Here is a 3,915-nt window from a genome sequence, read left to right as displayed (position 1 = left end):
GAAAGGGGTTTCCCTTAGTTACCTCGTTCCTTCATGACCAACTGCTGGCTTGACCGTTCGGGCAAATTCCGGGCGGTGCAGGTTTTCCGCTGCTTCCCGTTGCACCTCCTGCTCGGTGGTCGGCAAGAGCCCGCCGAAGCGGGGCTCCTGCTTTCGATCTGCTCGATCAGCCCGGAAGACGAATCACTCGGGGACGAGGTGGGTCGGGTCGGAGCGAGGTCGGCATCGATACGGCATGGTGCTGTGCGGCGAGCGGGTCGATGCGGCCACTGCCCGTCGCATCCGGCTGGTCGAAGAGGTGGTGCCGCGCGCCCAGGGGCTGGCGCGCGCGCTGCAGCTTGCGGCTTCGGCAGGACCACAAGGCCGGCCACGAGGTCGCTGCCTTCGACCTGTCGGCCGGCGCCAATGAACGCTGGGGCGCGGAAGGCCTTCGTATCGCCGCATGCCGGGCGTGATGGAGAACGTGCCGGCTTCCAGACACTACGCCGGCGGCTTCGGCACCGACCTGACGCTCAAGGCCTGAGCCTGGCCCGGGAGAACGCTGCCGCCGTGCGTGCTGTCACGCCATTGAGCGGGCTGGCGCTCAGCCTGTATGCCGCGCATAGCCTGGCGGGAAGCGCGGCGCTGGATTTCTCCAGCGTGATCCGCTTCTGCAGCGGCCGCCGGCCTGAGGTGGTCTCAGGCGCCCGCCCGCAGCGTCTTCGCCGCCGCCACCATATTGGTCAGCGCCGGCAACACTTCCGACCACTGCCGCGTCTTCAAGCCGCAGTCCGGGTTCACCCACAGGCGGCCCGCGGGGATGCGTTCCGCGGCCTTCTTCATCAGCGCCACGATGTGGTCCTGCGAAGGGATGTTCGGCGAGTGGATGTCGTAGACACCTGGCCCGATCTCGTTCGGATAATTGAAGTTGTCGAACGCGTCGAGCAATTCCATGTCCGAGCGCGAGGTTTCGATCGTGATCACGTCCGCATCCATGTCTGCGATGGACGCGATGATGTCGTTGAACTCCGAATAGCACATGTGCGTGTGGATCTGCGTCTCGTCCTCCACGCCGTTGGCGGTGATGCGGAAGGACTCGACGGCCCAGTCAAGGTAGGTCTTCCACTGCGCCTTGCGAAGCGGCAAGCCTTCGCGCAGAGCCGCCTCGTCGATCTGGATCACCCGTACGCCGGCTTTCTCCAAGTCCTGCACTTCCTCGCGGATGGCCAGGGCCAGTTGCTTGCACGAGACCGAACGCGGCTGGTCGTCCCGCACGAAGGACCAGTTCAGGATCGTGACGGGGCCGGTCAGCATCCCTTTCATGGGCTTGCTGGTGAGGGACTGCGCGTAGCGGATCCAATCCACGGTCATGGCGCGGGGGCGGGTGATGTCGCCGAACAGGATCGGCGGCTTCACGCAGCGCGAGCCGTACGACTGCACCCAGCCGAACTGGCTGAAGGCGTAGCCATCGAGCTGCTCGCCGAAGTACTCCACCATGTCGTTGCGTTCGGCTTCGCCGTGCACCAGCACGTCCAGCCCCAGGGCCTCCTGTTCGCGCACACTGCGGGCAATCTCGGCCTGCATCGCGGCCGTGTAGCCTGCCTCGTCCAACTCGCCGGCCTTGAACTGGCTGCGGGCATGCCGGATTTCCGCCGTCTGCGGAAACGAACCGATGGTGGTTGTCGGAAATGCGGGAAGCCGCAGCCTGGCGGCTTGCAGGGGCGCGCGCTGGGCGTACCCGCTCTTGCGTTGTCCCAGGCTGTCAGCCAGCTCCGCGATGGCTGCCTTCACCGCCGGATTGTGGACCCGGGGCGAGGCGCGGCGAGCGGCAAGTGCGGCTTTGTTGGCCACCAGGGCGTCCGCGGCTGCATCGCGCCCCTGGTTGAGCGCAACTGCCAGCACTTTCAGCTCGTCCAGTTTCTGCAGTGCATAGGCGAGCCACGACTTGATCTCGGGGTCGAGCTTCTGCTCATTGGCCAGATCGACCGGGACATGCAGCAGCGAGCAGGAGGGCGCAATCCACAGGCGGTCACCGAGTCTTTGCGCGAGCGGCTCGAGCCAGTCGAGCACGGCGTTGAGATCGGTCTTCCAGATGTTGCGGCCGTTGACCACGCCCAGGGAAAGCACCTTGTAGGGCGAAAGCAGGTTGAGCAGCGGCATGACATCTTCGCGCCCGTTGATTGCGTCGATATGCAGGCCCGCTACCGGCAGGTTGGCCGCGAGGTACTGGTTCTCTTCCAACTGTCCGAAGTACGTTGCCAGCAGCAGCTTGACGCGGACGCCCTTGAGATCGTGGTAAGCGGTGTTGAAGGCATGCTGCCAGTCGGCATCGAGTTCGGTGACCAGCAGGGGCTCGTCCACCTGGACCCATTCCACGCCGTGCGCTGCCAGCGTGTCCAGTAGCTGCGCGTACGTCGGAAGCAGGCGCGCCAGCAGGGCCAGCTTGTCGGAGCCGTCCTTGGCCTTGCCGAGGGACAGGTAGGTCACCGGGCCGACGATCACGGGCTTGACCTTCACCCCCAGGGCCCTGGCTTCGGCCAATTGTTCCAGCAGGCGCGAGGCATCCAGCTTGAATTCGGTTTGCGCGGTGAATTCCGGCACGATGTAGTGGTAGTTGGTGTCGAACCACTTGGTCATCTCGCCGGCGGCGACGCCGCCACAGCAGTCGCCGTGGTCTTCCGTTCCCTCGGCCGAGCGGCCGCGCGCCACGCGGAAGTAGTTGTCCAGCGCGTCGCCATGAAAGCCGCGCACGCGCTCGGGCAGGTTGCCCAGCGCGAAGCTCATGTCCAGCACCTGGTCGTAGAACGAGAAGTCGCCGAGGGGCGCCAGGTCCAGGCTGGCTTGATGCTGCCAGTGCCGGGCGCGCAGTTGGGCGCCCAGTGCCTTCAACTCCTCGCGGGAGGATGCGCCTTTCCAGTACGACTCGAGCGCGAATTTGAGTTCGCGTTTCGCGCCGATGCGGGGAAAGCCGAGATTGTGGGTCTGAACCATTTGGGTTGCCTTCGGATGCCGTGATGTGCGAGTGGCGGATCGTAGGAGGGGCAGCCCATGAAGTAAAATGGTCTTATCTCAAGTATCGATTAGATTGGTTCATGCATGCTGGAGCGCATCCACTTGGCGATCGTGCGGGAGGTGGCCATCAACGGCTCACTCACCGCGGCGGCGAGCAAGCTGCATCTGACGCAGTCCGCGCTGAGCCACACGATGCGCAAGCTGGAGGCGCAACTGGGTACGGATGTCTGGCTGCGGGAAGGGCGCAGCCTGCGCCCGACGAAGGCTGGGGAATATCTGCTCGCAGTCGCCAACAGGGTGCTCCCGCAGCTCGATGTCGCCGAGGAGCGCCTGGGGCAGTACGCGCAGGGGCAGCGCGGCTCCTTGCGAATCGGCATGGAATGCCACCCCTGCTATCGGTGGCTGCTCAAGGTGGTGGCGCCTTACCTCGCCGCGTGGCCCGACGTCGACGTGGACGTGAAGCAGAAATTCCAGTTCGGCGGCATTGGTGCACTCTTCGCTTTCGAGATCGACCTGCTGGTGACGCCGGATCCCCTGTTCAAGCCGGGCCTGCGCTTCGAGCCGGTCTTCGACTACGAGCAGGTGCTGGTGGTTGGCGCGCGGCATCCGCTGGCCGGTGCCACGTATGTCAAGCCGGCGCAGCTCGCTGGGGAAGTCCTCATCACCTATCCCGTGGCGGCGGAACGGCTGGACATCTACAACCAGTTCCTGATGCCGGCGGGCATCGTGCCCAAGCGCCACAAGACCATTGAGACCACCGACATCATGTTGCAGCTGGTGGCCAGCGGCAGGGGCTTGGCGGCGCTCCCGCGCTGGCTGGTCGAGGAATACGCGGACAGCCTGGAAATCGTTCCGGTGCGGCTGGGACGCCGCGGCATCGCCAAGCAGATCTTCCTGGGCGCCAGGGAAAGTGATGCCGACGTC

Annotated in this window: 2 protein-coding genes and 2 pseudogenes; 3 read left to right on the top strand and 1 reads right to left on the bottom strand. The window is 65.2% G+C overall.

What is annotated here, in order from left to right; all coding sequences use genetic code 11:
* Nucleotides 1-235 precede the first annotated feature (235 nt).
* Together JWP65_RS03775 and JWP65_RS03770 are read left to right on the top strand one after the other, a co-directional pair.
* Nucleotides 236-343 (top strand): annotated as a pseudogene (locus tag JWP65_RS03775) (enoyl-CoA hydratase); the annotation flags it as partial.
* Between the two features lie 99 nt (nucleotides 344-442).
* A pseudogene (locus tag JWP65_RS03770) lies at nucleotides 443-648 on the top strand (NAD-binding protein); the annotation flags it as partial.
* Between the two features lie 30 nt (nucleotides 649-678).
* Here the strand turns inward: JWP65_RS03770 and metE are convergent.
* On the bottom strand, nucleotides 679-2,970 hold the full coding sequence (gene metE, locus JWP65_RS03765) for a 5-methyltetrahydropteroyltriglutamate--homocysteine S-methyltransferase (RefSeq protein WP_299760488.1): 2,292 nt from the start codon (nucleotides 2,968-2,970) through the stop codon (nucleotides 679-681).
* Between the two features lie 105 nt (nucleotides 2,971-3,075).
* On the opposite strand from metE, the gene JWP65_RS03760 reads away from it, so the two are divergent.
* A partial coding sequence (locus JWP65_RS03760; protein ID WP_299760486.1) for a LysR family transcriptional regulator occupies nucleotides 3,076-3,915 on the top strand: 840 nt, incomplete at its 3' end.

Source organism: Ramlibacter sp. (assembly GCF_028292805.1).
Classification (GTDB): Bacteria; Pseudomonadota; Gammaproteobacteria; order Burkholderiales; family Burkholderiaceae_C; genus Ramlibacter.
This window is presented reverse-complemented; position numbering and strand designations above follow the sequence as displayed.